Source organism: Nocardioides proteolyticus (assembly GCF_051280635.3).
Taxonomy (GTDB): domain Bacteria; phylum Actinomycetota; class Actinomycetes; order Propionibacteriales; family Nocardioidaceae; genus Nocardioides.
Genome location: NZ_JBNBPO030000016.1, coordinates 26,151 through 46,903 on the forward strand (window position 1 = coordinate 26,151; position 20,753 = coordinate 46,903).

Below are 20,753 nucleotides of genomic sequence, written 5' to 3' on the forward strand. Positions count from 1 at the left end.
CGACGCGGATGCCTGAGGTTCGCCGGCGTCGCCGCTCCCGCCCGATGCGGCTGTGGCGTCGCCTGCGCCGTCAGCGACCACTCATGATCGGCCTCGGCGTGGCGGGTGGCCTGCTCCTCGGGTGGGTCGTCTGGGCGGCGTGGCTGGTGTGGGCGACGAGCGACGACCTGGCCGACGTGCGCGAGAAGGGCACCGTCATGCGTGCGGCGCTCGTCCGCGGTGACGCCGAGGGTGCGCGCGAGGCGATGGAGGCCTACCAGGAGGCGGCCACGTCCGCGGAGTCCCGAACCTCCGGCGCCACCTGGTGGCTGTTCGAGAAGGCACCCCTGCTGGGCGACGACGCCGAGGGTGTCGCGGTCGTGTCGAGGGTGCTCGCCGACATCGGCCGCGACGGGCTGCCGCCGGTCGCGGACGCCGCCGACGAGGTGACGGCGGACGCGTTCCAGCCGACCGACAACGTCTTCCCGCTCGACCGGATCGCCGCCATGGAGGAGCCTGCCCGGCAGAGCGAGCAGGCGTTCGACGCGGCGGCGGAGCGGCTGCGGACGGTGGACCCGTCGGGCTTCGTCGGGCCGGTCCGTCACCAGTTCGGTCAGCTGCGGACCCTGGTGACCGAGGCTCGCAAGACGCTCGGGTCGACGTACCGCGCGGCTCGGCTGATGCCGGAGATGATGGGCCAGGAGCAGCCCCGCTACTACCTCCTGGTCCTCCAGAACAACGCCGAGCTGCGCAGTGGCGGAGGCCTTCCCGGCGCCCTGTCCCTGGTGGAGATGCGCAACGGCAGGGTCCGGATCGTCGAGCAGGCGGACATGTCCGAGATCGGCCGGAACACCGATCCGGTCGTCGAGCTGACCGCCGAGGAGCGCAGCCTCTTCGGGAGGATCCTGGGCCTGGCCGCGGTCAACGCCACGCTGACGCCCGACGTGGCCCGGTCCGCGGAGATCATCCGTGCCCGGTGGGAGCGGGAGATGGGGGGCCGGCTGGACGGCATGTTCTTCGTCGACCCGGTCGCCGTGTCGTACCTGCTGCGCGGGACCGGCCCGGTGGCGGTCCCGGGCTATCCGCGGCCGGTCGACGCGGGCAACGTCGTCGCGGCCGTTGAGAATGCGGTCTACCGGGCCTCCAACGACCGGGACGTGCACAGCGACTACCAGCAGGCGGTCGCCAAGGCGGTCTTCGAGGTCTTCGCCGACGGGAGGGGCGACACGGCCGAGTCCATCCGCGGCCTGGTCACCGGCGTGATGGAGGGCCGCGTGCGGATGCACAGCTTCCGTCCCGACGAGCAGGCCGAGATCGCCGGCACCGAGATCGCCGGTGAGTTCCCGCGCGAGCCCGACGAGCAGCCCGACGTGGGCGTCTACATCAACGACGGCGGCCCGACGAAGCTGCAGTACTACCTGAAGTACGCCGCCCGCGTCTTCTCCCGCTCCTGCGTCGGTGAGCGCCAGGACATCGCGGGCTCCATCGAGCTGCACAGCGACACGCCGGAGGACGTGGAACGGCTCCCGCCGTCGATCACCGGCGCGGGCTATCCCGGCATCCGGGTCGATCCCGGCGACCAGCTCCTCGTCCTCTACCTCACCTCGCCGATCGGGGGGGAGCTCGTCGAGCTGACCATCGACGGTCAGCGGGTACGACGACCGGCCGTCCAGGAGTTCGCCGGACGACAGGTGGCCACGGTGGGCGTGCACCTGGATCCGCAGGAGCGCCGCGAGCTCGAGTTCGTGATGCGCTCCGGCCCGGGACAGACCGGCGACGTGGACCTCGAGGTCACTCCGGGCGCGTTCCCGGGTAGCTCGAACGCCACCTCGCCGAGCGCCTGCGCCGTCCGGTGACAGACGGCTGTCCACCATTCGGACAACCGTCTTGGTCATCGAGACGTCGAGTTCGTGGAACTTCCGACCGCCCGTAGGCTTCTGGCCATGTCGAGGATCCTGCTGCTCACGAAGCGGCGCGCGGTGGACAACTGCCGCGTCAGCTCGGCACTGTGTCGACCCCTCTGACGGGGCCCGTCTGAGCGGCCGACGTCCGGGACCGCCACCTCCGCCGCACTCGCGGACGCGGTGCGCAGACCTCCGCGTCGTGCCCGAGCCCCGTGTCGCGCAGTCCTCCGCGGCTGCCTCGAGCTTCGCAACCGACCGTCTCACATCAATCCGAAGAGGAATCAGCATGAGCCGCGACAACTCGCTCGTCTCCGCCCAGTGGGTGGAGGAGAACCTGGACAACCCGAAGGTCGTCCTGATCGAGGTCGACGAGGACACCACGGCCTACGACAAGGGCCACATCCGCAACGCCATCAAGCTCGACTGGACGACCGACCTGCAGGACCAGGTCCGCCGCGACTTCGTCAACAAGGAGCAGTTCGAGGCGCTCCTGTCCGACCGCGGCGTGGCCAACGACGACACCGTCGTGCTCTACGGCGGCAACAACAACTGGTTCGCCGCCTACGCCTACTGGTACTTCAAGCTCTACGGCCACCAGGACGTCAAGCTGATGGACGGCGGCCGCAAGAAGTGGGAGCTGGACAGCCGCGAGCTGACCGACGCCGTGCCCACGCGCGAGAAGACCAGCTACGTCGCCCAGGAGCAGGACACCTCGATCCGCGCCTTCCGCGACGAGGTCGTCGGCGCGATCGGCACCCAGAACCTGGTCGACGTGCGCAGCCCCGACGAGTACGCCGGCCGGCTGATGGCGCCCGCGCACCTGCCGCAGGAGCAGGCGCAGCGCGCCGGCCACATCCCCACCTCGGTCAACGTGCCGTGGAGCAAGAACGCCAACGACGACGGCACCTTCAAGTCCGACGAGGAGCTCAAGGCCCTCTACGACGAGGTCGGCTTCGACGAGGGCAAGGACACCATCGCCCTGTGCCGCATCGGCGAGCGCTCCTCGCTCACCTGGTTCGTCCTGCACGAGCTGCTGGGGCGCCAGAACGTCAAGAACTACGACGGCTCCTGGACCGAGTACGGCTCGCTGGTCGGCGTCCCGGTCGTCCTCGGCGACGAGCCCGGGGAGGCCTGATGTGCGGCGCAACGGTCGGCGGGCTCTCGCTCGACGGCGTGAACGTGGCCAAGGAGGCCGTCATCCAGGGCCAGGTCGTCCGCGGAAGCGGTGACGACGCGACGCCGGTGTCGGGCGCCTACGTCCGGCTGCTCGACGCGCGTGGTGAGTTCACCGCCGAGGTGCCGACCTCCGCCACCGGGCACTTCCGGTTCTTCGCCGGTGACGGCGAGTGGACCCTGCGCACGCTCGCTCCCAAGGCCGAGCCGGTCGACCGGGTCGTCCGCGCGCAGACCGGTTCCGTGGCCGAGGTCGCGATCGCGGTCTGACCCGGCCCGGGTCGGGCGCCGTACCTGCGCGCGGCCATGAAGCAGACCGGCGGCGGCTCGCGGAATCCGGGAGCCGCCGCCGGCGTTGAAGGTGGAGATGTCTCCCGGAATCGTGATCCTCGTGCTGGCCGTCGCCGTCGCGGTCGGCTTCGGCCTGCATCGACGCCGCCTCGACGGCCGCTTCGGCGACTCGCGTCCGGAGCGTCCGGCGTGGACGGAGGGCGCCGCCCCGCACCCGCGGACCGAGCGTCACGGCGCCGACGGCCCGGACGGCCCGGACGGCCCGGACGGCCCGGACGGCACAGCCTGGTCCGCGCTCGCCGCGGCCCTGCCCCACGCCACCCGCGGGGAGCGCGCCACGCTGGTGCAGTTCTCGAGCGCGTTCTGCGCACCGTGCCGGGTGACCCGGGTCGTGCTGGGTGACGTGGCGGAGCGGGTCGACGGCGTCGTCCACCTCGAGGTGGACGCCGAGCAGCACCTCGAGCTGGTCCGCGCCCTGGACGTGCGCCGGACGCCGACCACGCTGGTTCTCGACCGCTCCGGCACCGAGCTGACCCGCGCCGCCGGTGCTCCGCGCCGCGAGCAGGTCCTCGCAGCGCTGCCCTCTCCGAGCGAGGCGCCGTGATGGCCGGCATCGACCCGCGCGGTCCGCGGTTCACCGCGGCCGTGACGGTGGTGGTCCTGGCCGTCGCCCTGGTGCTGTCGGACACCGGCCCGACCGCCGCGGCGGTGGTGACCGGCGCCCAGGGCCTGCTGTTCGCGATCGGCGCCGTCGCCGGCGTCCAGCGGACGCCGACCGGTCTGGTGTTCCGAGCCGTCGTCCGACCACGGCTGGCGCCCCCGGCCCAGCTGGAGGATCCCGCCCCGCCGCGGTTCGCCCAGGTCGTGGGCCTGATCTTCGCCGTCGTGGCGACGGCCGCGTTCGCCGCGGGCGCCGTGCTGGTCGGCCAGGTCGCGACCGGCCTGGCCCTGGTGGCGGCAGTGCTCAACGCGGCGTTCGGGCTGTGCCTCGGCTGCGAGCTCTACCTGCGCGGCCTCCGGCTGACCCGCCGACCGGCCTGACCCTACGGCGTCTCCAGCAGCACCGTGAACGGTCCGTCGTTGACCGAGCTCACCTGCATGTCGGCTCCGAAGACACCCCGCTCGACGCGCACCCCCATCGCGGCGAGCTCCTCGCACACCGCCTCGTAGAGGGGCTCGCTCTGCTCGCCGGGCGCCGCTGCGGCCCACGTGGGTCGACGGCCCTTGCGGGCGTCGCCGTAGATGGTGAACTGGGAGACGATCAGCACCGGGGCGCCGACCTCGCCCACGGAGCGCTCGCCGTGCAGGATCCGGAGGTCGCGGATCTTGCGTGCCGTCCAGGCCGCCTCGGCGGGACCGTCGGCGTGTGTCACGCCGAGGTAGACCAGGAGGCCGGGCTCGGCCAACGCTCCGACCACCGACCCGCCGACCTCCACCGAGGCGGACGAGACGCGCTGCAGCACCGATCGCACGGCAGCATTGTCGGTCTGCCGCGCGCCGGTCAGGGAGCCGGGTCGGGCGGCGGGCCGAGCTCGCCGGGCTTGCGTGCCCAGGCCTTCAGCACGATCCGCGGTGCGAGTCCGCGCTCGACGACCGCGTCCGCGGCCCTGCCGAGGCCCGCCCCGACGCGGTCGGGAAGGCCCAACGACGTGAGGTAGTCGCCGCTGGCCCGGGTGTAGTAGGGCACCGGCTCGACGTGGACGTCCACGAAGCCCAGACGCTGCAGGGCCCGCGCCATGCTGTCCTCGGTGTGCAGCAGCCAGTGGTGCTCGGCCACCCGACGGTCGGTCCAGTGGCTGAGCCGGCCCCCGGTGGCGCGCAGGGCACCCATCGCCGCACGGTCGACGACGCTGCGCCGCGGGGTCTGCAGGTAGATGACACCGCCGGGCCGCAACGCGTCCCGGCACGCCTCAAGCAGGCCGTAGGGATCGGCGTTGTGGGCGATCACGCACCACAGGCTGATCACGTCCTGCTGGTCGAGGTCGATGGTGCGGATGTCGCCGAGGTCGATCTTGATGTCGTACTCGGCGCGGGCGATCTCGAGGGCCGCCTCGAAGAGGTCGTTGCCCCGCACCTGGAAGCCTCGCTCGCGAGCGAGGCTGAGGAAGCGGCCGTCGCCGGTGCCGATGTCGTACCACCGGCGGTCCGTCGGGTCGCCGACGACCCGGCTGACCACGTCGAGGGCGGAGATCCAGGCCTCCTCGGTGGTCTCCTCCTTGCGCTCGTCGAACCAGCTCGCCCGCTCCTCGACGCTGACCTGGTCGAGCCCGACGGTGAGCTGTTGGCCGCGGGCGTCCAGGTCCGGCGTGGGGCGGTCGTCCCAGCCGATCATGCCGCACGCGCGACAGCGGAAGTTCCGCCGGCCGGTACGACGCGAGGGGGGGTAGGTCCTCAGGTCCCTGGACATGCAGGCAGGACAGGAGTGGACAGACATGGGGGGTGCCTCCAGGCCACCGTGCGGAGGGAGGGGGGTGCGGCGACCTGTCTAGAGCATAGGCACTTGCGAGCCCGCGCGCGCAGCACTTCTGGTGAATCCTCGGTTACTTCGCGAAGGAGTGCCCTGCGGGCGTCCGTCAGTAGACCAGCGCCTGCGTGCCCTCGCGCAGGACCTCCTCGACGAAGACCGATGCGCCGGCGATGCGGACGCCCGCCAGGAGGTCCGGCTCCGTCAGGGAGCGGCGCGCCGCGCACTGCGCGCACACCGTCACGCTGCCGCCGGCCAGGACGCTGTCGAGGAGGTCGGGCAGCGGCGTCGCGAGCGGGAGCTCGAGGTCGCCGGCGCGGCCGGGGACGGCGAGCCACGTCGCCTCGCCGGTCAGCCACAGCGACACCTCGACGCCCGATGCGGCCGCCGTGGCGGCGACGGTGAAGCCCTGGTTGCACCGCTCCGGCTGCTCGGTGCCACAGGTGACCTTCACGGTGAGCGATCGCGTCATGGCCCGAGCCTAGGCCCGAACTAGACTGCTTCCTCGTGGCCTTCCATCTCCCCGAGAACCTGCACCCCGACTGCGGACCGATCGCGTGGATGCTCGGCACGTGGCGGGGGAACGGCCACGGCGACTACCCGACGATCGAGAAGTTCCAGTTCGGGCAGGAGCTGATCTTCGCCCACGACGGGCGGCCGTTCTTCCACTACATGGCGCGGGCGTGGGAGATCGACGAGCAGGGCGAGAAGGTCCGCGACCGGGCGATCGAGACCGGCTTCATCCGCGCGGTCGGCGAGGGCCGGTTCGAGATCCTGCTGACCCACAACACCGGGTTCGCGGAGATCTGGCACGGCGAGGCGGCCGACGGCAAGTTCGAGTGGACCACCGACGCCGTGGCGCGCACCGAGACGGCCAAGGAGTACTCCGCAGGGCACCGGCTCTACGGCAACGTCGAGGGCGACCTGCTCTATGCCTTCGACATGGCGGCGATGGGCCAGCCGTTGCAGCCGCACCTGTGGGCGAGGTTGAAGCGTGTCCAGTGACGCCGACTGGCGCCAGGCCCTGCGCGAGCGGGGCTACCGGCTGACCCCTCAGCGGGAGCTGATCCTCGCGGCGGTCGACGAGCTCGGCCACGCGACGCCCGACGAGGTGCTGGCCCACGTCCAGCAGAGGGCGAGCGCGGTCAACGCCTCGACGGTCTACCGGACGCTCGAGGTGCTCGAGGAGCTGGGCCTGGTGCGGCACACCCACCTGAGCGACCGGGCGCCGACCTACCACTCCACCGGCGGTGCCGAGCACTTCCACCTCGTGTGCCGCGGCTGTCGTTCGGTGATCTCGGTCGACGCGGAGGAGGCGGCGCCGTTCGTCGACCTGCTCTCCGGCAAGGGCTTCACGCCGGATCTCGGTCACCTCGCCGTGTTCGGCAGGTGCGCCCGGTGCGAGGAGGACACCCCATGACCACGGTGCTGACCTACGGCACGTTCGACCTGTTCCACATCGGTCACCTGCGGTTGATCGAGCGGCTCGCCGCCATGGGCGACCGGCTCGTCGTCGGCGTCTCCACCGACGAGTTCAACGCGGGGAAGGGCAAGCGGTCGGTGGTGTCCTACGACGACAGGGCCGCCATCGTCGGGGCGATCAAGGGCGTCGACCAGGTGATCCCCGAGCGGTCCTGGGACCAGAAGCGGTCCGACATCCTCGAGCACCAGGTCGACGTCTTCGTGATGGGCGACGACTGGGCCGGGAAGTTCGACGACCTCTCCGACGTTTGCGAGGTGCGCTACCTGCCGCGCACCTCGGGCGTCTCCAGCACCGAGATCAAGGAGATGCTCCGCACCCTCGACCCCGTGCACATCGAGGAGATGCAGGCGGCGCTCGGCACCCTGACCAGACTCCTCGAGCACTACCGGGACCTGACATGAACTCCACCCGCACCAGCCCGCTCCTCGACCTGCCGGGCGCCGTCGCCGGCGACGGCGTCGACGCCCCGGTGGCCGCCCACTACGGCAGCCTGTACGGCGAGCAGCGGGCGCTCGACCAGGGCGAGGGCTTCGTGGACCTCTCCCACCGCGACGTCGTCCGCATCGCCGGGCCCGACCGGCTCTCGTGGCTGCACTCCCTGACCACGCAGTCGTTCGAGGACCTCGCGCAGGGTTACTGGGTGACCGCCCTGGTGCTGAGCCCGCAGGGCCACATCGAGCACGGCTTCACCGGCGTCGACGACGGTGAGGCGTTCACCGCCCACACCGAGCCGGGCCGCGCGGCCGCGCTGATCGGCTTCCTCGAGCGGATGAAGTTCATGACGAGGGTGGACGTCGCCGACGTCACGGCCGACGTCGCCGTCTGCTGGCGACCCCGGGGCTACGACCTCGTCCCTCGCGACCAGCTCACGGCGTACGCCGCCGCCGCCGGGCCGGCCGCGGGCCTGTGGGCCTTCGACGCGCTGCGCATCGCTCGCGGCGAGCCGCGCCTCGGGGTCGACACCGACGAGCGCACCATCCCCAACGAGCTCGGTCTCCTGGCGACCGACCACGCGCCGGCCTGGGCGAGCGCCGTCCACATGGACAAGGGGTGCTATCGCGGCCAGGAGACGGTGGCCCGCGTGCACAACCTCGGACGGCCGCCCCGACGGCTCACCCTGCTGCACCTGGACGGCTCGGAGAACCGGCTTCCCGAGGCCGGGACGCCGGTGCTGCTCGGGGACCGGCAGGTCGGCTTCGTCGGGTCGTCGGCACGGCACCACGAACTCGGCCCGGTCGCCCTGGCGCTGCTCAAGCGTAACGTCGCCGTCGACGCGCAGCTCGAGGCCGGCGGGCTGCCGGCCGCGCAGGAGGTCGTCGTGGACCCCGAGGTCGGCCTGCACTTCCGCGCCCGTCGCTGACCGGGACGGGACCCGCCGGCCGGCCGGCCCGACCGCGTCAGCCGTTGATCATGCCGGCGCCGACGGTCACGCCGGTCGCCTCGTCGATCAGGATGAACGAGCCGGTCGTGCGGTTCTTGGAGTACGGGTCGCAGAGCAGCGGCACGGTCGTGCGCAGCTTGACCCGGCCGATCTCGTTGACGCCCAGCTCGTTGGTCTCCTGGTCGCGGTGCAGGGTGTTGACGTCGAGCCGGTAGGCGATGTCCTTGACGAGCGCCCGGCCGGTGCGGGTGGTGTGCTTGATCGCCAGCTTCTGCCGCGGCTGCAGCGGCGTGGTGGTCATCCAGCAGACCATGGCGTCGATGTCCTGGCTCGGGGTCGGCGCGTTGTTGACCCGGGCGATCATGTCGCCGCGGGAGACGTCGACGTCGTCCTCCAGGTGCACGGTCACGCTCATGGGCGGGAACGCCTCGGCGATCTCCTCGTCGAACAGGTCGATCCGCGAGATGCGCGACGTCATCCCCGACGGCAGCACGACGACCTCGTCGCCCGGCTTGAGGACGCCACCGGCGACCTGCCCGGCGTACCCCCGGTAGTCGTGGAACTCGTCGGACTTCGGACGCACGACGTACTGCACCGGGAACCGGACGTCGACCAGGTCGCGGTCGGACGCCACGTGGACGTGCTCGAGGTGGTGCATCAGGGTCGGCCCGGAGTACCACGCCATCTTCTCGGAGCGGGTCACCACGTTGTCGCCCTGGAGCGCCGAGATCGGGATGACCGCGAGGTCCGGCACGTTGAGCTTGGTGGCGAACTGCGTGAACTCCTGGTGGATCTGGTCGAAGACGTCCTCCGAGTAGTCGACGAGGTCCATCTTGTTCACCGCGAGCACCAGGTGGGGGACGCGCAGCAGGGAGAGAATCACCGCGTGCCGGCGGGACTGCTCGGTGAGCCCCTGGCGGGCGTCGACGAGGACGAGCCCGAGGTTGGCCGTCGAGGCGCCGGTGACCATGTTGCGCGTGTACTGCACGTGGCCGGGCGTGTCGGCGATGATGAACTTGCGGTTGGGCGTCGCGAAGTAGCGGTAGGCCACGTCGATGGTGATGCCCTGCTCGCGCTCGGAGCGGAGACCGTCCGTGAGCAGGGCCAGGTCGGTGTAGTCGTAGCCCTTGGCGCTGCTCGTCGCCTCGACGGCCTCGAGCTGGTCCTCGAAGATCGCCTTCGAGTCCAGCAGGAGGCGGCCGATCAGGGTGGACTTGCCGTCGTCGACCGAACCGGCGGTCGCGAACCGCAGCAGGTCCATGGGGCGCTTGGTGTCGGTCATCAGAAGTAGCCCTCCTTCTTGCGGTCCTCCATGGCGGCCTCGGAGAACCGGTCGTCCCCGCGGGTGGCGCCGCGCTCGGTCACCCGCGCGATCGCGACCTCCTCGATGATCTCCTGGATCGTGCTCGCGGTGGACTCGACGCATCCGGTCAGCGTCAGGTCGCCCACGGTGCGGAACCGGACGGTGCGCTCCTGGACGACCTCGCCGTCACGCAGCGGGTTGTGCTCGCTCTCGCTCAGCAGCATGCCGTCGCGCTCGAAGACCCGCCGCTGGTGGGAGAAGTAGATGCTCGGGATCTCGATGCCCTCGCGCCCGATGTAGTCCCAGATGTCGAGCTCGGTCCAGTTCGAGATGGGGAAGATCCGCATGTGCTCGCCCTCGTGGAGGCGGCCGTTGTAGAGGCTCCACAGCTCGGGACGCTGGTTCTTCGGGTCCCACTGCCCGAACTCGTCGCGGTGGGAGTAGACCCGCTCCTTGGCCCGCGCCTTCTCCTCGTCGCGCCGTCCGCCACCGAAGGCGGCGGTGAAGCCGTTCTCCTCGATCGCGTTGAGCAGCGTGCCGATCTGCAGCCGGTTGCGGGAGGTCTTGCCGTCGTCGACCACCACGCCGTCGGCGATCGCCTGCTCGACCGAGGCGACGATCAGCTTGACGCCCAGGCGGCTGACCCAGTTGTCGCGGGTCGCCAGCACCTCCGGGAAGTCGTAGCCGGTGTCGACCTGGAGGACGGGGAACGGGATCTTGGCCGGGTAGAACGCCTTCTCGGCCAACCGCATCATCACGATGGAGTCCTTGCCGCCCGAGAACATCAGGACCGGCTTCTCGAACTCCGCCGCGACCTCGCGGAAGATGTGGATCGACTCCGCCTCCAGCTGGTCGAGCTGGCTGAGGCGATAGTCGGTGTGGGTCTGGGTCATGGCGGGAACCGCGCCGTCCTTTCCGAACCGGAGGAGTCCAGGGCGGAGCCATCGTGCCACGGAGGAGGCGGGCACGAGGCATCCGAGCGTGGGGCGTAGACAAATCCACGAGTTTGCCACTGCCGCGCCCGCCCGGCGTCCTACCCTTCCGGTGTGGCCGACTTCGTCGCCCGGCTCGGGTCGCGGGCTTCCGTCCCGGGCGAGGTGCGCTCGACCTTCGACGTCCCCGACTACGTCGCGCTGATGGCCGACCAGCCCGACCAGCCCGACAGCCCCGTCGATCCCGATGGCCCCGGCGACACCGCCGGCGCGCGGCTGCGCCGGCTGGCCGACCGCGACGCCAGGGCGCTGCGCCGACTCGACCCGGACCGGCTGCTGGCCCTGCTCGGGGCGCTGGCGCGACCTCCCTCGGCCGAGCTCAACAAGACCCGCCTCGCGGCGGAGTCGGGCATCCCGGCCACCACCCTCACGCCGTACGTCGACGTGCTGGTCGAGCTGGGCGTGATCCGGCTGCTGCCCGGGTGCCGGGCCTCGGTCGCCAAGCGAGCCATCGGCCGGCCGCGGGTGGTGTTCGACGATCCCGCCGTCGCGCGGCATCTCTCCGGCACGCGGGTCGACGACCTCCTCGCCCTGCGCGGCCGGAGCCGGCTCGCGCCGTTGCTCTTCGGCATGGTGGCCGCCGAGCTGCTGCGGCAGCGCGAGACCAGCTCCGTCGACTTCCGGCTGAGCCACCTGCGGGAGCGCAACGGGCTCGCGGTCGGCCTGGTGGTGGAGCTCCCGGACGACACCGTCTACGGCCTGGAGGTGCGGACGGCCGGTGGTCTGCGGCCCCACCAGTTCGCCGGGCTGGACGTGCTGGCCGCCCGCGCGGGGTGGCGGTTCCGAGGGGGCGTCGTCCTCAACACCGCCGCGACGGGCCACGCCTACCGTCGCGACCTGTGGGGGCTGCCGATCTCCGCGGTCTGGGAGTGGGACGCCGCCGAGGCGACGGTCCGGCCGCAGCGTTCACGACCCGGACGCCCGAACGCCCCCACGGCCAGGGGCGCGATCACCTAGCCTGCTGGCATGAAGATCGCCGTGGTCGGGACTGGATATGTCGGCCTGTCGAACGCCGTCGTGCTCGCTCAGCGCAACGAGGTGTGGGCGCTCGACGTGGACCCGGTGAAGGTCGAGCAGGTCAACCGTCGCGAGTCCCCGATCGTCGACGCCGAGCTGGAGGAGTACCTGCGCGAGAGGCCGCTCCAGCTCACCGCGACCCTCGACAAGCAGCTGGCCTACGTCGACGCGTCGTACGTCATCGTCGCGACGCCCACCGACTACGACCCCGTCACGAACTACTTCGACACCCGTACCGTCGAGGCGGTCACCGCTGACGCGCTGGCGACCAACCCGCACGCGACGGTGGTGATCAAGTCGACCGTGCCGGTGGGCTTCACCAGCCAGCTGCGGGAGGCGCACCCGGGCGCGTCGATCATCTTCAGCCCGGAGTTTCTCCGGGAGGGACACGCGCTCTACGACAACCTGCACCCGTCCCGGATCATCGTCGGCTCGGACACCGAGGCCGGGCGTCAGTTCGCGAAGCTGCTGGTGGAGGGGGCGCTCGCCGAGGACGTGCCGGTGCTGTTCACCGGCTCGACCGAGGCCGAGGCGGTCAAGCTCTTCGCCAACACCTACCTCGCGCTGCGCGTCGCCTACTTCAACGAGCTCGACACCTACGCCATGAGCCGGGGCCTGGACACCGCGCAGATCATCGAGGGCGTCGGCCTCGACCCGCGGATCGGCACCCACTACAACAACCCGTCCTTCGGCTACGGCGGCTACTGCCTGCCCAAGGACACCAAGCAGCTGCACGCCAACTACGAGGACGTCCCCCAGAACCTGATCAGCGCCATCGTCGCGGCCAACACCACGCGCAAGGACTTCATCGCCTTCGACATCCTCGCCCGACGGCCGAAGGTGGTCGGTGTCTACCGCCTGATCATGAAGGCGGGGAGCGACAACTTCCGGATGTCCTCGATCCAGGGCGTGATGAAGCGGATCAAGGCGAAGGGCGTCGAGGTGGTCGTCTACGAGCCCGAGCTCCCGGACGACCGCTTCTACAACTCCGAGGTCATCCGCGACCTCGACGAGTTCAAGCGGCGGTCCGACGTGATCCTCGCCAACCGGCGCACCGAGGTCCTCGACGACGTCGCGGCGAAGGTCTACACCCGCGACATCTACGGGCGGGACTGATCCGGGCGCGGGAACCGCTCAGGTCGGCGGCGGCGCTGCCGAGGAGGGGGAGACCACCCGGAGCAAAATCTGTCGTGTGACAGGGGTTACATCGCTCCGGGGCGGGTACGGCCACCTCAGGAGGAGTTCTCATGCTGGTGCTTGCGCTTGTGATCGGTCTCTGGATGGTTGCCGCGACGGCGGTCACCGTCGCCCTCTCCCACGCCGCGCGCTGCCACGGCTCCGCGGGCTTCGAGGTGGAGCGGGAGCTCCAGCTCCAGCCCTGAGCGTCCCCGGCCGCCCGGTCAGCGGCCGGTCGGCCGGTCGCCCGGTCAGCGCCGGGCCGCCCTGCCGTGGCGCCGGTCGCCCAGCGACTCCAGCTCCGCCACGGTCGGCGCGCCGAACATGGGGAGCCCGTGCCTCCTCCGCAGCACGCCCCAGACGAACGGCACGAGCACCAGCATCGCCACGCCCAGCCCGGCCACCACCATGGCCTCCGCCGTCTCCTGGCCCTCGCCGAAGGGGTGGAGGCCGGCCTTGAAGAGCAGGGCCACGCCCGACATCGTGAGCACGATGACGATGCCCCGCCGGATGTAGGACTGGGGCACCCGCGGCGCGAGTCGTGCGCCGAGGAGGGTCCCGGGAACCGAGCCGATCACCAGTGGGACGAGCAGCCCCCAGTCCAGGCCGTGGATGAGGATGTTGGCGATCGCCGCGCTCAGCACGAGCGGCACCGCCTGGACGAGGTCGGTGCCCACGAGGCGCACGGCCGAGAGCCCGGGATAGAGCATCAGCAGGGCGATCATGATGACCGACCCCGAGCCGACGCTGGTGATGCCCACCAGCAGGCCGCCCAGCATGCCGACCAGCAGGGTCGGCAGCGGCCTGATCGGCGGGTCGTCGTCGGGCAGGTCGCGACCCTCGCGGACCCGCCGCAGGTTGATGTAGAGACGGAGCGCGTAGGTCGAGGCGGCGAAGAGGAGCGCGACGCCGATGCAGAGCTTGAGCACCTGCTCGAGCTGCTGCGGGTCGTCGGTCAGCGCCTTGACGAGATAGGGCCCGACGAACGCCATGGGGACGGAGCCCGCCACGAGCCAGAGGGCCAGACGGAGGTTGGGTGAGCCCTCGCGGGCGTGGGTCAGCGCGCCGCCGGTCTTGTAGACCGCGGCGGCCGTGAGGTCGGCGGTGACGATGGCGGAGGTGTGGCCGACGCCCAGGAAGATCAGCGCCGGCGTCATCAGCGCACCGCCGCCCATGCCGGTGAGGCCGACGACGATGCCCACCACGAAGCCCGCCACGGCGATGGACGCCGCGGCGAGGGTGAGCCACTCGCTCATCGGTCGCCTGCCTGCGGCCCGACGAGGCGGGGGAGCACGGCTGCCAGCAGTCGGTCGATCTGGTCGGCGGAGGCCTCCGCCGCGGCCCGGCCCCGTCGGTAGGGGTCGCGCACGTCGTGCTCGTCGGTCGCCCCGGCCCGGCGGTGACCGACGGCGCTGACCAGGCCGGCGCCGGTGATGCCCGGGTCCACCCGCGCGGCGGACTCGGCGAACTGCCCGAGGGTGAAGACCTTCCGGAAGGCGCCGGGCATCTCCTCGAGCACGAAGGCCCGGTGGGTCGCCTCGGCGGTGAGCACCAGGTCGGCGGCGTCGACGAGGTCCTTGGTCAGCGGGCGGCTGGCGAAGCCCGCGACCAGGTCCGCCGGCACGCCGCGCTCGGCGAGGACGCGGGCCATCGTCGGGTCGACCGGGTGGGCACGGAACCCGTGGGTGCCGGCGCTCGCGAGCTCGACGCCGCCGTCGTCGCCCACCAGTGCCCGCGCGCGGAGCTCCATGTAGGGGGAGCGGCAGATGTTGGCGGTGCAGACGAAGAGCACCTTGAGCCGTGGCGCCGGCGGTGCGCCGACCGTGTCGTCCGTGGCTCCGGCGGCTTCCGTGTCGTCCGGCGCCGGTGCAGCGGCGGTCGCGGGCGTCGCGGCCGGGAGGTCGAGGTAGCCGGCGTCGCGCAGAGCGGCGGTCACCTCGTCGAGCGCCTCCTCGATCGACCGGCCGGTGGTGTCGACCCGGACGTCCGCGTCGACCGGCTCCTCGTAGGGCGAGGAGATGCCGGTGAAGTCCGGGATCTCGCCGCGGCGGGCCTTGGCGTAGAGGCCCTTGCGGTCGCGTCGCTCGCACTCCTCCAGTGGCGTCGCGACGTGGACCAGGAAGAACGCCCCGCCCGCCTCCTCGACCATCGCCCGGACCTGCTGGCGCGTCTCGGCGAAGGGCGCGATCGGGCTGCACACCGCCACCCCGCCGTGACGGGCGATCTCGGCCGCCACCCAGCCGATCCGGCGGATGTTGGTCTCCCGGTCCTCGCGGGAGAAGGTCAGGCCCGCGGAGAGATGGCGGCGTACGACGTCGCCGTCCAGGCTGGTGACGGTGCGTCCCCCCTGCTCGAGCAGCCGGTCCATCAGGGCGCGCGCGAGCGTCGACTTGCCGCTGCCGGAGAGGCCGGTGAAGAAGAGGACCAGGCCCCGCCGGTCGGGCGCGGGGCGCTCCTCGGCGGCGATGTCGGCGAGCTCCGGCAGGGCCGCGCCGCCGTAGGCCAGCTCCACGACCGGGTCGGGTCCGGCGTACGACGCCAGCACCGACGCCCGCAGGGCGGGGTCGGCTGGCGAGCCGTGGTCGGCGAGCGGGACGGCGACCACGGCGGCGTCGATCTGCTCGGCGACGCGGAGCGTCGCCCGGAGCAGCGCCACGGGGCTCACGGCGGGCGTGCCGGTGCCGACCAGGGCGAGCAGCAGCACCGGGCCGAGCCGGCGGAGCTGGTCGAGCTGGACGTCGGTGAGCAGGTCGGAGACGGCCACCACGGTGCGTCCGGCATACCGGCTCCGGACCGTGTCGGGCGGCAGGTACAGCCGGCGGAACGGTCCGAACTGCGCGTGCGCCAGCGGGTGCACGGCGAGCCCCTCGCGGGCGCGGGTGAGCCGGGCGAGCGGGAGCCCCTCGGGGTCGACCAGCTCCACGGCGTCGCCGCCGTCGAGCCGTGCCCGCAGCTCCGGAGGCAGGGTGATGGTCAGCGGACTGCCCGGCTCGTCGAAGCCGGTGATCGGCGCGGCCGCTCCCGAGACGAGGAGCTCGAGGTCGTCGAGCTCCCGGGGCGCTGGGCAGTGCTGCGGGACCGGACTCGACACACACTGGATCGTACAGAGTCGAGTGAGTTGCTCCTCTTTGCGCCGGTGCAAGGCGCGTGGGCCGACCGTCTCGCGATGCGGCCAGCTTGCAGATCGCTAACTTTTGCTAGCACGATGGAGCCATGGCGAAGGGCAAGGTGGGGCAGGCCGTCGGCTCCCTCGGCGACTACCTCAAGGAGCAGCGGGTCTCGGCCCGGCTGTCCCTCCGGCAGCTCGCCGAGCAGGCGGGGGTCTCCAATCCCTACCTCAGCCAGATCGAGCGCGGGCTCCGCAAGCCCTCGGCCGAGGTGCTCCAGCAGATCGCCAAGGCGCTGCGCATCTCTGCGGAGCAGCTGTACATCCGGGCGGGCATCCTCAGCCCCGATGACGGTGTGGGGAGGTCGGTCGAGCTCGCGATCCTCGGCGACACCGACCTCACCGAGCGACAGAAGCAGTCGCTCCTCGACGTCTACGCCTCCTTCCTCGCCCTCAACGCAGCCGAGCACTCCACAGGCAGCGACGACGAGGCAGAAGGGCCGGACGCCGCGCCGATCGCCAACCCGAAGATCCCCGATTCCGTCCCCACAGAAGGGTGAGACACCACATGCCGAAGCTCGAGCTCCCGAAGATCGAGATCCCCACGATCGACCTCAAGACCGTGGACCTGCCGGACCTCCCGGCGAGCGCCGCGAAGCCGATCTACGCCGGCGTCGGCGCCACCGACCTGGCCGTCGCAGCGGTGCGGGCCTACGTCGTCGACGTCCAGGCCAAGATGACGGCCAGGGTCGTCGACGTGCAGCAGGACCTCGTCTCCAGGATCGGCGAGGTGCAGAAGGCCGTCCGCGGCCTCGAGATCCGCGAGCCCCGGGAGCTGCAGGGCAAGGCGCTCGGCGCCCTCGCCGACCGCCGCAGCCGCGCCGAGGCCCGGATCGCGGACCTGCAGGCCGACGCGCGCGCCCTCCCCACCCGGGTGCAGAGCACGGTGAAGAGCACGGTGAAGGGGAAGGTCGACGCGAACGTCGCCGTCGCCACCGCGCTCTACGCCGACCTGGCGAAGCGCGGCGAGGGCGTGGTCGTGAAGCTGCGCTCCCCGGAGGCGCCGAAGGACGACGCTGCGGCGAAGCCCGCCGTCGCGCCCCGCACCGCGACGGAGTCGACGGCGACCACCACCGTGGTGAAGCGGAAGGCCCCCGCCAAGAAGCGGACGACCGTCGTCAAGCAGGCAGCCGCCGCGCCGTCGGGCACGACCACCGCGCAGGCGGAGCCGGCCGCGAAGAAGGCCGCGGCCACCAAGTCCGCCAAGCCGGCCGCCAAGCCCGCCACCAAGAAAGCCGCGGCCAAGAAGGTCGCGGCCAAGAAGGCGCCCGCTCGCAAGCCCACGGCGAAGAAGGCGCCCGCCGCCCCGGCCAGCCAGCCCACCGAGCAGAGCCCTGCCGTGTCCGCGGACGGCGCCGCCAGCTGACCTGCTGAGGTCGCGCCGGGGTGCGGGCCCACCGCCCGCGCCCCGGTCGCGAGGTGCTGCGGGCCCCGGAACGGTCCCCGGCTAGGATCGGCGCACCATGGTCAGCGGAGGGTTCGTCTACCCGTACAACGACGTCGAGGCGTGGATCAACGTCGGCATCGCCTTCGTGCTGCTCGTCATCAAGATCTACGCGTTCGCGAACGCGCTGCTCTACTCCGCGGAGTCGTACCACGCCGCCGGCAAGCTCAACAAGGTCACCTGGGTGGCGATCCTGGCAGTGGGCCTGATGCTCCAGCTGCTGCTCTGGGTCGGCTTCGACCTGTCGATCGTCAACCTCGCGATGACGGTCGCCGCGCTGGTCTACCTGGTCGACGTCCGGCCCGCGCTGGCCGGCCTGCGCCGCCGCTGAGCCGGGCCCGGGTCGAGAGCGGGGTCAGAGCAGGTCGAAGAGCTGGCCGGTCTGCTCGCCGCTGGGCAGGTAGCCCTGGGCGACCTCGCCGGTGCCGATCACCCGCAGCTCCCCGTCGCTGTCGTCGGCGAAGGCCGCGTCGCCCCTGCGGAGCCGGAGGATCTCGTCGCGCTCGTTGACCAGGGCGACCTCGCCACCGGTGCAGACCAGCAGCCGCTGGCCTGACGCCGGCAGCACCACGCCCGCCGGGTCGGCGAGCGAGCTCTGGGTCACCGACAGCGCGAAGTCCGGGCCAGGACTGAAGACGTCGGTGGAGTAGTTGAAGACCAGTGGCTCGACGCGGGCGGCGCGGGACGTGCCCTCCTCCAGGCACTGCATCAGGCCCTGGGTGTCCACGTGCTTGGTGGTGAGGCCCGCCCGCAGCACGTTGTCCGAGGACACCATCACCTCCAGGCACAGCCCGCGGAGGTGGGCGTGGATGATGCCCGTGGCCAGGTACGCCGCCTCGCCGGGCTGCAGGGTCAGCCGGTTCAGCAGCAGGGAGACGATGACGCCGACGTCCCCGGGCCAGGTCTCGGCGATCTCCACGGCGGTGGCGTAGGCCCGCTTGACGTCGAGGCCGGCGTCGAGGGCCCTCCGGCAGTCCTCGACCACCTCGCCCACGACCTCGGGAGACGGCGGGTCGGCGACCAGCCCCTCGATCAGCTTCACGATCCCCGAGAAGCCCGGCCGGTCGAGGAGGCCCTCGGTGAGGTCCTTGGCCAGCGGGTGCTCGAGCCCGGCGAGCACGCGGGCGATCTCCGAGGTCCGCCGGAGCCCGACGAGGGTGTCGAAGGAGGAGAGGGCGTAGACCATCTCCGGCTTCGGGTGGGGGTCCTTGTAGACCCGGTGCGGGGCGTCGAGCGGCACGCCGGCCGACTCCTCGGCCTCGAAGCCCGCGCGGGCGTGATCGGCGTTCGGGTGCACCTGGATGGACAGCGGCCGCTCGGCCGCCAGCATCTTGAGCATGAAGCCCAGCTGTCCGGCGACCTCGGTCAGCGGCCGCTCGCCGCCGTCGGCGTCGACCACCCGCGCCGTGCCGAGCGGATGCGTGCCGAGCCACACCTCGGCGACCGGACCGCCGTCGGCGGTCCGGCGCTGGAAGCCGGGAATGGCGTCCGGGGAGCCCCAGTCGTAGGACTGGGTGGGGCAGACGAGGGCGAGCAAGAGGTCTCCGGGTCGGTCGGGTGCGGGCGACAAGCCTAGGGTGCTGCGGCGAGGTAGCGGGCGAGGGCCTCGTCGGCATCGGTGCTGCTGAAGCCGGTGGCAGCGAGCTTGTCGAGCGCGAGCACGCTGTTGCGCGGCCGTGGCGCCAGGCTCCTGCCGGCGCCGTACTCCTCGGTGGTGGTGGTGCGTACGTCGGCCGGGTCGCGGCCGCAGAGCTCGAACACACGGCGGGCGTAGGCGGCCCACGAGCGAGGCGGCCCGCTGTTGGTGACGTTGTAGGTGCCGTGGGGGGCGCCGGTCGCGAGCAGGTGGCGGGTGGCGCGGGCGAGCTCGTCGGTGAAGGTCAGCCGCCCCACCTGGTCGTCGACCACGCTGGGCGTCACGCCGTCGGCGGCCAGCCGCGCCATCGTGCGCACGAAGTTATGGCCGTCGCCGATCACCCACGACGTGCGGAGGAGGTAGTGCCGCGGCGCCGCGGCCACGGCCAGGTCGCCGGCGGCCTTGGCCTGGCCGTAGACGCCGAGCGGCGCGAGCGGGTCGTCCTCGCGGTGGCCGCCTTCGGTCGGCCGGCCGTCGAAGACGTAGTCGGTGGAGTAGTGCACCAGGGTCAGCCGGCGCTCCGCGGCGATCCGCGCGAGCGCCGCCGGTGCCGTGGCGTTCGCCGCCCAGGCGGCGACGCGTCCCTCGTCGGTCTCGGCGGCGTCGACCGCCGTGTGGGCCGCGGCGTTCAGCACCACGTCGTGGTCCTCCCACCGCCAGGCCGCGAGGGCACGGGGGTCGGTCAGGTCGAGCTCGTCGAGGTCGACGGTGGTCGCACCCGGGAACTCCCGCGCCAGCGCCCGCCCCAGCTGCCCGCGGCAGCCGGTGATCAGCACGCGCCGGGGCGCCATCGGGCGGACCTCGTCGAGGAAGGGGTTGGTGCGGTCCTTCTCCGAGATCTCGACCTCGGCGGAGTCGAGGGGGATCGGCCACGGGATGGCGACGGTCGGGTCCGCGAGGTTGAGGGCGGGATAGCTGCGCCCGGGCTGGAAGTGGTCGTTGACCAGGTAGGAGTACACCGTGCCGTCGACGAGCGCCTGGTAGGAGTTCCCGACTCCTCGTGGCACGAACACGGCGACGCCCTCGTCGATCTCCATCGTGTGCGTGGCCCCGAAGGACTCACCGGCCCGCATGTCGACCCACGCCGCGAAGACCCGCCCGGTCGCCACCGACACCAGCTTGTCCCACGGCTCGGTGTGGACGCCCCGGGTCGCGCCCCGGGCGGCGTTGTAGCTCATGTTGTTCTGGACCGGCCCGAAGTCGGGCAGGCCGAGCGCCGTCATCTTCTCCCGCTGCCAGTTCTCCTTGAACCAGCCGCGCGCGTCGCGGTGCACCGGCAGCCGGACGACGAGCAGGCCCGGCACCGGCGTCCGCTCGACGGCCAGCTCGGACACGCGCTCAGGG

25 protein-coding genes are annotated in these 20,753 nt (G+C 72.0%); 16 read left to right on the forward strand and 9 right to left on the reverse strand.

Annotated elements, in window-relative coordinates; all coding sequences use genetic code 11:
• Positions 1-8 precede the first annotated feature (8 nt).
• The 6 genes from ACPOLA_RS11105 (at position 9) to ACPOLA_RS11130 (ending at position 4,388) form a co-directional block, all read left to right on the forward strand.
• On the forward strand, positions 9-1,835 hold the full coding sequence (locus tag ACPOLA_RS11105) for a DUF4012 domain-containing protein (protein WP_435770494.1): 1,827 nt from the start codon (positions 9-11) through the stop codon (positions 1,833-1,835).
• 87 nt (positions 1,836-1,922) lie between these two features.
• A complete protein-coding gene (locus ACPOLA_RS11110; protein WP_435770562.1) occupies positions 1,923-2,003 on the forward strand; it encodes a putative leader peptide in 81 nt (26 codons plus the stop codon).
• 166 nt (positions 2,004-2,169) lie between these two features.
• Positions 2,170-3,018, forward strand: a complete 849-nt coding sequence (locus tag ACPOLA_RS11115) for a sulfurtransferase (protein WP_435770495.1) — start codon at positions 2,170-2,172, stop codon at positions 3,016-3,018.
• Positions 3,018-3,326 carry a DUF1416 domain-containing protein gene (locus tag ACPOLA_RS11120; protein ID WP_435770496.1) on the forward strand — a complete coding sequence of 103 codons (309 nt, stop codon included), beginning with the start codon at positions 3,018-3,020 and terminating at the stop codon, positions 3,324-3,326. The genes ACPOLA_RS11115 and ACPOLA_RS11120 overlap by 1 nt, the downstream gene beginning before the upstream one ends.
• Positions 3,327-3,423: 97 nt before the next feature.
• Entirely contained in the window at positions 3,424-3,951 is a 528-nt protein-coding gene (locus ACPOLA_RS11125; RefSeq protein WP_435770497.1) for a thioredoxin family protein, read from the forward strand.
• On the forward strand, positions 3,951-4,388 hold the full coding sequence (locus ACPOLA_RS11130; RefSeq protein WP_435770498.1) for a DUF4395 domain-containing protein: 438 nt from the start codon (positions 3,951-3,953) through the stop codon (positions 4,386-4,388). The genes ACPOLA_RS11125 and ACPOLA_RS11130 overlap by 1 nt, the downstream gene beginning before the upstream one ends.
• A 2-nt stretch (positions 4,389-4,390) precedes the next feature.
• Here the strand turns inward: ACPOLA_RS11130 and dtd are convergent, their stop codons facing one another.
• The 3 genes from dtd to ACPOLA_RS11145 all read right to left on the reverse strand — a co-directional run bounded on the left by dtd (position 4,391) and on the right by ACPOLA_RS11145 (position 6,283).
• Complete coding sequence (dtd, locus tag ACPOLA_RS11135; protein WP_435770499.1) at positions 4,391-4,819, reverse strand: D-aminoacyl-tRNA deacylase; 429 nt, start codon at positions 4,817-4,819, stop codon at positions 4,391-4,393.
• A 29-nt stretch (positions 4,820-4,848) separates the two neighbouring features.
• Positions 4,849-5,754 carry a class I SAM-dependent methyltransferase gene (locus ACPOLA_RS11140; protein ID WP_435770500.1) on the reverse strand — a complete coding sequence of 302 codons (906 nt, stop codon included), beginning with the start codon at positions 5,752-5,754 and terminating at the stop codon, positions 4,849-4,851.
• Positions 5,755-5,920: 166 nt separating this feature from the next.
• Positions 5,921-6,283: a DsrE family protein gene (locus tag ACPOLA_RS11145; RefSeq protein WP_435770501.1), complete on the reverse strand. Its 363-nt coding sequence runs from the start codon at positions 6,281-6,283 to the stop codon at positions 5,921-5,923.
• A gap of 35 nt (positions 6,284-6,318) precedes the next feature.
• Here ACPOLA_RS11145 and ACPOLA_RS11150 point away from each other — a divergent pair, with 35 nt between their 5' ends.
• Genes ACPOLA_RS11150 through ygfZ form a run of 4 tightly spaced genes read left to right on the forward strand, consistent with a single transcriptional unit; the run spans position 6,319 to position 8,654 of the window.
• The gene (locus ACPOLA_RS11150) at positions 6,319-6,816 is read left to right on the forward strand and encodes a heme-binding beta-barrel domain-containing protein (protein WP_435770502.1); all 498 of its coding nucleotides are present in this window, start codon (positions 6,319-6,321) and stop codon (positions 6,814-6,816) included.
• A complete protein-coding gene (locus ACPOLA_RS11155; RefSeq protein WP_435770503.1) occupies positions 6,806-7,231 on the forward strand; it encodes a Fur family transcriptional regulator in 426 nt (141 codons plus the stop codon). The genes ACPOLA_RS11150 and ACPOLA_RS11155 overlap by 11 nt, the downstream gene beginning before the upstream one ends.
• Positions 7,228-7,695, forward strand: a complete 468-nt coding sequence (locus ACPOLA_RS11160; protein WP_435770504.1) for an adenylyltransferase/cytidyltransferase family protein — start codon at positions 7,228-7,230, stop codon at positions 7,693-7,695. Before ACPOLA_RS11155 ends, ACPOLA_RS11160 begins: the two co-directional genes overlap by 4 nt.
• The gene (gene ygfZ / locus ACPOLA_RS11165) at positions 7,692-8,654 is read left to right on the forward strand and encodes a CAF17-like 4Fe-4S cluster assembly/insertion protein YgfZ (protein ID WP_435770505.1); all 963 of its coding nucleotides are present in this window, start codon (positions 7,692-7,694) and stop codon (positions 8,652-8,654) included. The genes ACPOLA_RS11160 and ygfZ overlap by 4 nt, the downstream gene beginning before the upstream one ends.
• 37 nt (positions 8,655-8,691) lie before the next feature.
• Here the strand turns inward: ygfZ and cysN are convergent, their stop codons facing one another.
• On the reverse strand, positions 8,692-9,957 hold the full coding sequence (gene cysN, locus ACPOLA_RS11170; RefSeq protein ID WP_435770506.1) for a sulfate adenylyltransferase subunit CysN: 1,266 nt from the start codon (positions 9,955-9,957) through the stop codon (positions 8,692-8,694).
• Positions 9,957-10,871, reverse strand: coding sequence for a sulfate adenylyltransferase subunit CysD (gene cysD, locus ACPOLA_RS11175; RefSeq protein WP_435770507.1), 915 nt, complete (start codon positions 10,869-10,871; stop codon positions 9,957-9,959). The genes cysN and cysD overlap by 1 nt, the downstream gene beginning before the upstream one ends.
• Before the next feature lie 153 nt (positions 10,872-11,024).
• On the opposite strand from cysD, the gene ACPOLA_RS11180 reads away from it, so the two are divergent.
• The 3 genes from ACPOLA_RS11180 to ACPOLA_RS11190 all read left to right on the forward strand — a co-directional run bounded on the left by ACPOLA_RS11180 (position 11,025) and on the right by ACPOLA_RS11190 (position 13,369).
• Entirely contained in the window at positions 11,025-11,927 is a 903-nt protein-coding gene (locus ACPOLA_RS11180; RefSeq protein ID WP_435770508.1) for a DUF8612 domain-containing protein, read from the forward strand.
• A gap of 9 nt (positions 11,928-11,936) precedes the next feature.
• Entirely contained in the window at positions 11,937-13,103 is a 1,167-nt protein-coding gene (locus ACPOLA_RS11185; protein WP_435770509.1) for a nucleotide sugar dehydrogenase, read from the forward strand.
• Between the two features lie 131 nt (positions 13,104-13,234).
• On the forward strand, positions 13,235-13,369 hold the full coding sequence (locus ACPOLA_RS11190) for a hypothetical protein (protein ID WP_435770510.1): 135 nt from the start codon (positions 13,235-13,237) through the stop codon (positions 13,367-13,369).
• 45 nt (positions 13,370-13,414) lie between these two features.
• Here ACPOLA_RS11190 and ACPOLA_RS11195 read toward each other — a convergent pair whose 3' ends face one another.
• The gene (locus ACPOLA_RS11195) at positions 13,415-14,419 is read right to left on the reverse strand and encodes a sulfite exporter TauE/SafE family protein (RefSeq protein ID WP_435770511.1); all 1,005 of its coding nucleotides are present in this window, start codon (positions 14,417-14,419) and stop codon (positions 13,415-13,417) included.
• Entirely contained in the window at positions 14,416-16,254 is a 1,839-nt protein-coding gene (gene cysC / locus ACPOLA_RS11200) for an adenylyl-sulfate kinase (protein WP_435770512.1), read from the reverse strand. Before cysC ends, ACPOLA_RS11195 begins: the two co-directional genes overlap by 4 nt.
• Positions 16,255-16,376: 122 nt before the next feature.
• Between cysC and ACPOLA_RS11205 the strand changes: the two genes are divergently transcribed.
• The 3 genes from ACPOLA_RS11205 to ACPOLA_RS11215 all read left to right on the forward strand — a co-directional run bounded on the left by ACPOLA_RS11205 (position 16,377) and on the right by ACPOLA_RS11215 (position 18,104).
• Positions 16,377-16,829, forward strand: a complete 453-nt coding sequence (locus ACPOLA_RS11205; RefSeq protein WP_435770513.1) for a helix-turn-helix domain-containing protein — start codon at positions 16,377-16,379, stop codon at positions 16,827-16,829.
• An 8-nt stretch (positions 16,830-16,837) separates the two neighbouring features.
• Positions 16,838-17,695, forward strand: a complete 858-nt coding sequence (locus tag ACPOLA_RS11210) for a hypothetical protein (RefSeq protein ID WP_435770514.1) — start codon at positions 16,838-16,840, stop codon at positions 17,693-17,695.
• Between the two features lie 97 nt (positions 17,696-17,792).
• Positions 17,793-18,104 carry a DUF2516 family protein gene (locus ACPOLA_RS11215; protein ID WP_435770515.1) on the forward strand — a complete coding sequence of 104 codons (312 nt, stop codon included), beginning with the start codon at positions 17,793-17,795 and terminating at the stop codon, positions 18,102-18,104.
• Positions 18,105-18,128: 24 nt separating this feature from the next.
• Here ACPOLA_RS11215 and manA read toward each other — a convergent pair whose 3' ends face one another.
• Positions 18,129-19,310, reverse strand: coding sequence for a mannose-6-phosphate isomerase, class I (gene manA, locus ACPOLA_RS11220; RefSeq protein WP_435770516.1), 1,182 nt, complete (start codon positions 19,308-19,310; stop codon positions 18,129-18,131).
• Positions 19,311-19,345: 35 nt separating this feature from the next.
• A complete protein-coding gene (locus tag ACPOLA_RS11225; protein WP_435770563.1) occupies positions 19,346-20,743 on the reverse strand; it encodes a sugar nucleotide-binding protein in 1,398 nt (465 codons plus the stop codon).
• Between the last annotated feature and the right edge of the window lie 10 nt (positions 20,744-20,753).

Excerpts from the sequence above, each read along its gene's own strand:
- ACPOLA_RS11105 (WP_435770494.1), top strand. The coding sequence starts at position 9 with ATGCCTGAGGTTCGCCGGCGTCGCCGCTCCCGCCCGATGCGGCTGTGG.
- ACPOLA_RS11185 (WP_435770509.1), top strand. The coding sequence starts at position 11,937 with ATGAAGATCGCCGTGGTCGGGACTGGATATGTCGGCCTGTCGAACGCC.
- ACPOLA_RS11110 (WP_435770562.1), top strand. The coding sequence starts at position 1,923 with ATGTCGAGGATCCTGCTGCTCACGAAGCGGCGCGCGGTGGACAACTGC.
- ACPOLA_RS11205 (WP_435770513.1), top strand. The coding sequence starts at position 16,377 with ATGGCGAAGGGCAAGGTGGGGCAGGCCGTCGGCTCCCTCGGCGACTAC.
- ACPOLA_RS11195 (WP_435770511.1), bottom strand. The coding sequence starts at position 14,419 with ATGAGCGAGTGGCTCACCCTCGCCGCGGCGTCCATCGCCGTGGCGGGC.
- ACPOLA_RS11190 (WP_435770510.1), top strand. The coding sequence starts at position 13,235 with ATGCTGGTGCTTGCGCTTGTGATCGGTCTCTGGATGGTTGCCGCGACG.
- ACPOLA_RS11210 (WP_435770514.1), top strand. The coding sequence starts at position 16,838 with ATGCCGAAGCTCGAGCTCCCGAAGATCGAGATCCCCACGATCGACCTC.
- cysN (WP_435770506.1), bottom strand. The coding sequence starts at position 9,957 with ATGACCGACACCAAGCGCCCCATGGACCTGCTGCGGTTCGCGACCGCC.
- ACPOLA_RS11145 (WP_435770501.1), bottom strand. The coding sequence starts at position 6,283 with ATGACGCGATCGCTCACCGTGAAGGTCACCTGTGGCACCGAGCAGCCG.
- ACPOLA_RS11160 (WP_435770504.1), top strand. The coding sequence starts at position 7,228 with ATGACCACGGTGCTGACCTACGGCACGTTCGACCTGTTCCACATCGGT.
- ACPOLA_RS11120 (WP_435770496.1), top strand. The coding sequence starts at position 3,018 with ATGTGCGGCGCAACGGTCGGCGGGCTCTCGCTCGACGGCGTGAACGTG.
- ACPOLA_RS11130 (WP_435770498.1), top strand. The coding sequence starts at position 3,951 with ATGGCCGGCATCGACCCGCGCGGTCCGCGGTTCACCGCGGCCGTGACG.
- cysD (WP_435770507.1), bottom strand. The coding sequence starts at position 10,871 with ATGACCCAGACCCACACCGACTATCGCCTCAGCCAGCTCGACCAGCTG.
- ACPOLA_RS11125 (WP_435770497.1), top strand. The coding sequence starts at position 3,424 with ATGTCTCCCGGAATCGTGATCCTCGTGCTGGCCGTCGCCGTCGCGGTC.
- ACPOLA_RS11140 (WP_435770500.1), bottom strand. The coding sequence starts at position 5,754 with ATGTCCAGGGACCTGAGGACCTACCCCCCCTCGCGTCGTACCGGCCGG.
- ygfZ (WP_435770505.1), top strand. The coding sequence starts at position 7,692 with ATGAACTCCACCCGCACCAGCCCGCTCCTCGACCTGCCGGGCGCCGTC.
- ACPOLA_RS11215 (WP_435770515.1), top strand. The coding sequence starts at position 17,793 with ATGGTCAGCGGAGGGTTCGTCTACCCGTACAACGACGTCGAGGCGTGG.
- ACPOLA_RS11115 (WP_435770495.1), top strand. The coding sequence starts at position 2,170 with ATGAGCCGCGACAACTCGCTCGTCTCCGCCCAGTGGGTGGAGGAGAAC.